At 72.7% G+C, this 5,353-nt stretch carries 3 protein-coding genes; all 3 read right to left on the bottom strand.

Annotated features, from left to right (window positions below):
* Positions 1 to 49: 49 nt before the first annotated feature.
* The 3 genes from asnB to AC0CYZ_RS04715 all read right to left on the bottom strand — a co-directional run bounded on the left by asnB (position 50) and on the right by AC0CYZ_RS04715 (position 5,097).
* Entirely contained in the window at positions 50 to 1,918 is a 1,869-nt protein-coding gene (gene asnB / locus AC0CYZ_RS04725; RefSeq protein ID WP_472212829.1) for an asparagine synthase (glutamine-hydrolyzing), read from the bottom strand.
* Between the two features lie 102 nt (positions 1,919 to 2,020).
* On the bottom strand, positions 2,021 to 3,436 hold the full coding sequence (locus AC0CYZ_RS04720) for an ATP-binding protein (RefSeq protein WP_472212827.1): 1,416 nt from the start codon (positions 3,434 to 3,436) through the stop codon (positions 2,021 to 2,023).
* On the bottom strand, positions 3,433 to 5,097 hold the full coding sequence (locus AC0CYZ_RS04715; protein WP_472212825.1) for an NAD(P)/FAD-dependent oxidoreductase: 1,665 nt from the start codon (positions 5,095 to 5,097) through the stop codon (positions 3,433 to 3,435). Before AC0CYZ_RS04715 ends, AC0CYZ_RS04720 begins: the two co-directional genes overlap by 4 nt.
* Positions 5,098 to 5,353: the final 256 nt, after the last annotated feature.

Genomic DNA, 5,353 nt, shown 5'->3' with positions numbered 1-5,353 from the left:
GTGACGAACCGGCCGTTCGTACCGCGCTGGGCGGAGGCGTACCGACCAGTCAGCTCGTCTCGACGGTGGGCGAGTAGCGCTCCATCCAGGCGTTGAGCTGCAGCACGTTCTCCATCTGCGCCCGGTCGACCTCGAGGCTCGTGCCCGACTCCGCCGGCGCGTCCACGGCCGCGCGGATGCGGTCGGCGTCCACCAGCCGGCGGACCGGGGCGGTGGAGTCGGCGAGCAGGTCGGCCAGGTCGCCGCGCACCGCCTTCTCGTAGCCCGGGTCCTGCGTCGAGGGGTACGGGCTCTTGACGCGGTCGGCGATCGAGGCGGGCAGCACGTCCCGGGTCGCCGCACGCAGCAGCGACTTCTCCCGGCCGTCGAAGGTCTTGAGCGCCCACGGGGTGTTGAAGACGTACTGGACGAGTCGGTGGTCACAGAACGGCACCCGGACCTCGAGCCCGCTGGCCATCGACATCCGGTCCTTGCGGTCGAGCAGGATCTGCACGAAGCGGGTGAGGTGCAGGTAGCAGATCTCGCGCATCCGCCGCTCCTGCGCCGAGACGCCGTCCACGTGCGGGACCTCGGCCAGGGCGTCGCGGTAGGACTGCTCGACGTAGCCCGGCAGGTCCAGTGCCGTCAGCAACTCCGGGTCGAAGAAGCTGCGCGAGAGGTCCAGCGGGCCGGAGGTCCCGGCCATCCACGGGAAGGTGTCGGCGTTCACCGCGTCGGCGTCGTGGAACCAGCGGTAGCCGCCGAACACCTCGTCGGCCGACTCGCCCGAGAGCGCCACCGTCGACCGGCCCCGGATCGCCTTGAACAGCAGGTAGAGCGAGGTGTCCATGTCGCCGAGCGAGAGCGGCAGATCGCGGGCCCGCAGCACCGCGGCGCGGGCGCCGGGGTCCATGAGGTCGTCGTTGGAGAGCGTGATCGCCTCGTGGTCGGCCGCGACGTACTCGGCGAGCTCGCGGACGTAGGGCCCGTCGGGGGTGTCGCGCATCGGGTCGGCGGCGAACGCGTCCTCGTAGCCGACGAAGTCGACCGAGAACGAGCGCACCGGCCCGGCCCCGCGGTCGCGCAGCTGGCGGGCGGCGAGCGCCGTGATGGCCGACGAGTCCAGGCCGCCCGACAGCAGCGAGCACAGCGGGACGTCGGAGATCAGCTGCCGCGAGACGATGTCCTCGAGCAGCTCGCGGACGCGGGCGACGGTGGTGTCCTGGTCGTCGGTGTGCTCGATCGCCTCGAGCTGCCAGTAGCGCCGCACCGAGAGGCCCTCGCGCCGCACGCGGACCAGCGAGCCCGGACGGACCTCGTGCATCCCGCGGTAGCCGCCGTGGCCCGGCGTCTTGACGTGCGAGAGCAGCTCGCGCAGCCCGTCCAGGTCGACGACGGCGTCGGCGCTCGGGTGGGCGAGGATCGCCTTCGGCTCGGAGCCGAACAGCACGCCGTCGGGGGTCGCGTAGTAGTAGAGCGGCTTGATGCCCATGCGGTCGCGGACGAGGAAGAGCTCGTCGTCGCGCACGTCCCACAGCGCGAACGCGAACATCCCGTTGAGACGGGTGACGACGTCCTCGCCCCACTCCAGCCAGCCGTGCAGGACGACCTCGGTGTCGGAGTCGGTGCGGAACCGGTGGCCCGCGCCCTGGAGCTCCTCGCGCAGCTCGGTGAAGTTGTAGACCTCGCCGGAGTAGACGATCGCCAGCCGCGTCTCGCCGGTCACCGGGTCGTCGAGGACCATCGGCTGCGTCCCGCCGGGCACGTCGATGATCGCGAGCCGGCGGTGGCCCAGCGCCGCGTGCGCGGTGGTCCAGAGGCCCTCGTCGTCCGGGCCGCGGCAGGCCATCGTCTCCGTCATGGCCCGCGCGACCTCGCGCGAAGCGGGGTCCTCGTCGAAGTTCCCGGTGAAGTCGACCGTTCCTGCGATGCCACACATGGCCGTGCCTCCTGTCGTCGTCGACAGGACCGGACTACCCCAGGTGTTTAGGCCATGTAACCACATGTGACGCGCTGGTTACGTGGGCTCCGCACGAGGCGGTCAGGCCAACGGCAGGCGGATCTCGAAGGTCGTCCCCGCCGACGAGCTGTGCACCCGGATGTCCCCGTGGTGCTTGCTGACGACGATGCGCCACGAGATGTCCAGGCCCAGGCCGGTGCCCTCGCCGACGTCCTTCGTCGTGAAGAAGGGCTCGAAGATCCGCGGCCGGACCTCCTCGGGGATGCCGGGACCGGTGTCGGCGATCTCGACGACGGCGGTGTCCGACTCGCGGCGGGTGCGCACGGTCAGCGTCCCCGAGCCCCCCATGGCCGCGACGGCGTTGTCGACGATGTTCGTCCACACCTGGTTGAGCTCGGCCGGGTAGCAGGGCACCAGGGGGAGCTCCGGGTCGAAGTCCTTGACCAGCTCGATCCCCTCGAGCTTGCGCGAGAGCATCGTCAGGGTCGACTTGATCAGCACCCGCAGGTCCGACGGCTGGTACGGCGCGCGGTCGAGCTGGGAGTACTGCCGCGCGGCGTTGACGAGCGTCCCGATCCGCCCGGTCGCGTCGGTGATCTCGCCCATGAGCGTCTCGGTCTCGACGGCGTAGGCGATCCAGCGCACCGCCGCCCCGAGCGTCCCGTCGGGGACCGTGCGCTCGACCTTGGCCAGCCACTCCGAGTCGAGCCCGCCCGCGACGAGCACCGCCGCCAGGTCCCAGGCGCCGTCGATCTCGCGGTCGGCGAGCCAGTCACCGATCTCGTCCTCGGCGTCCGAGGTCTGCATCGCGGTGAGCTCCGGGGCCGTGGCGACGCCGAGCACCGCCTCCTCCTGCAGCTCGACCAGCTGCGAGACGACGGCGCCGTCGAGCTTCCCCGAGGCGAGCATCGCGAGCTTGTGGCGCATCCCCGCGACGCGGTCGCGCAGCGACTCGGTGGCGCGGATGGCGGCCGCCGCCGGGTTGTTGAGCTCGTGGGTCAGGCCGGCCGAGAGCGAACCGAGGGCCAGCAGGCGCTCCCGCTCCCCGATCGCGGTGGACGAGCGCTGCATCCCGATGAACAGGCCCGCCACGAGGTGCATCGCCATCGGGAACCACTCGCGCAGCTTCTCCGACCAGTCCGCCGCGGGCAGGGCGAGCAGCGTGGTGTCGGTGCAGGCGCGCAGGGTGTGCTTGTAGGTCTGCTCGACGCCGGGCACGAACGCCTCGGTCGAGCCGCCGTAGGTCCCGGGCGTGGTGGAGCGGCTGATCTCGACCTCGTCGCCGCGGGACGCCCGGATGAGGGAGATCTCGCCGCGGCAGAGCACCCAGAAGCAGCGGGCCGGGTCGCCCTCGCGGCAGACGTCCTCGCCCGCGGGGAAGTCGACCACGTCGGCGTGCTCGCTGATCCAGGCCAGCTGGTCCTCGTCGAGGGACTCGAAGAGGAAGAGCCCGCGCAAGGAGGCGGGGTCCAGTTCCGGACGTTCGGTCGTGGTCATCGGTTCTCCAACCAACGGTGCACCAGGCTCACCGCCATCGCGCCCTCGCCGACGGCGGAGGCCACGCGCTTCACCGACCCGCCCCGGACGTCGCCGACGGCGAACACCCCGGGCAGGGAGGTCTCCAGGTGGAACGGATCCCGGTCCGGTTCCCATCCCGACGGGCCCCGAGAATCCGGCGCCGGCGGCAGATCCGGCCCGGAGAGGACGAACCCGCGGTCGTCGCGGGCCACGACGCCGTCGAGCCAGTCGGTCCGCGGCTCCGCGCCGATGAAGACGAAGAGCCACTGGGCGTCCACGACCTGCTCGTCGCCGGTGTTCCTGTCACGCAACGTCAGCTTCTCGAGGTGTTCGTCACCGGCGGCACCGACGACCTCCGTGCAGGTCCGGACCTCGATCGACTCGACCGCCTCGATCTGCTCGATGAGGTACTGCGACATCGAGGCCTGCAGTGACGGGCCGCGCACGAGCATGACGACGCGCTCGGCGTAGCGGGAGAAGTTCATCGCCGCCTGGCCGGCGGAGTTCGCGCCGCCGACGACGTAGACCGTCTCGCCGGTGCAGGACGGCGCCTCGGTGGTCGCGGCGCCGTAGTAGACGCCGAGCCCCGCCAGCTCGGTGAGGCCCGGGACCTCGAGGGTGCGGTAGGAGACCCCGGTCGCGAGCACGACGGCGTGCGCGGCGATCTCGCTGCCGTCGTCGAAGGTCAGCACCCGGACCCCACCGCGCGACGCGAGCCCGGTGACGGTCCGCGTCGTGAGGATCTCGACGCCGAACTTGACGGCCTGGCGCCGGGCGCGGTCGGTGAGCTGGGCGCCGGAGACGCCGTCGGGGAAGCCGAGGTAGTTCTCGATGCGGCTCGAGGTGCCCGCCTGCCCGCCGGTGGCGACCGACTCCACGAGCACGGTGCGCAGGCCCTCCGACCCGCCGTACACCGCGGCGCCGAGCCCGCCGGGGCCGCCGCCGACCACCGCGAGGTCGTAGAGCTGCTCGACGGCGTGCGTGGCGAGCCCGGCCTCCTGGGCCACCTCGGCGTCGGTCGGGTCCACCAGCGCCCGGCCCTCGCCGGTCACGACCACGGGCAGCCGCGCGCCGTCGAGACCCGCGGCCTCGAGCAGGCGGTGACCCTCCGGGTCCTCGGCGAGGTGGAAGCGGAAGGGCACCTGGTTGCGGGCGAGCAGGTCGCGCAGCTCGTAGGAGCGCGCCGACCAGCGGTGCCCGACGATGCGGGTCTCGGTCGTCGGCCGGTCGGGCGCGCGCCGCCACGCCTCGAGGAGCTGGTCGACGACGGGGTAGAGCTTCTCCTCCGGCGGGTCCCAGGGCTTGAGCAGGTAGTGGTCGAGGTCGACGACGTTGATCGCGGTGATCGCCGCCTCGGTGTCGGCGTACGCGGTGAGCAGCACGCGCCGGGCCCGCGGGAAGATGTCCATCGCGCGCTCGAGGAACTCCACCCCCGTCATCCGGGGCATGCGCTGGTCGGCGAGCATCACCGCGACCTGCTCGCCCCGCAGCGCGAGGTCGCGCAGGGCCTCCAGGGCCGCCTCCCCGGAGTCGGCGCGGACGATGCGGTGGTACTCGCCGTACTCGCGTCGCAGGTCGCGGGCGACGGCGCGGGAGACGCCGGGATCGTCGTCCACCGTGAGGATGACCGGTCGGGGCACGTTCCCACCCTAAGCACGCGCGCCACCCGCCCGGCGGCGATCACGTCACGCGGGCTCCACGGAACGACCCCGGCGCGGCGTCCGGGCGTCCTACGCTCGCCCCCGTGACGCGGGGCGCACGGACGGCGGCGGTGCTGCTCGCCGTCGTCCTCGCCACGCTGAGCACGACCTCGGCCGCGGCGGCCGTGCCCGCACCGCCCGACCCGGACGCCACGCTGCTCGCGGGCCTCGACCCCACGCCCTCCCCGCTGCCCGG

The organism is Actinomycetospora sp. (assembly GCF_055612215.1).
The sequence above is the reverse complement of the archived record's forward strand: the minus strand, read 5'-3'. Positions and strand labels throughout refer to the sequence as shown.

Bases quoted from the DNA above. Each gene is read 5' to 3' on its own strand.
- asnB (WP_472212829.1), bottom strand. From the start codon at position 1,918: ATGTGTGGCATCGCAGGAACGGTCGACTTCACCGGGAACTTCGACGAG.
- AC0CYZ_RS04720 (WP_472212827.1), bottom strand. From the start codon at position 3,436: ATGACCACGACCGAACGTCCGGAACTGGACCCCGCCTCCTTGCGCGGG.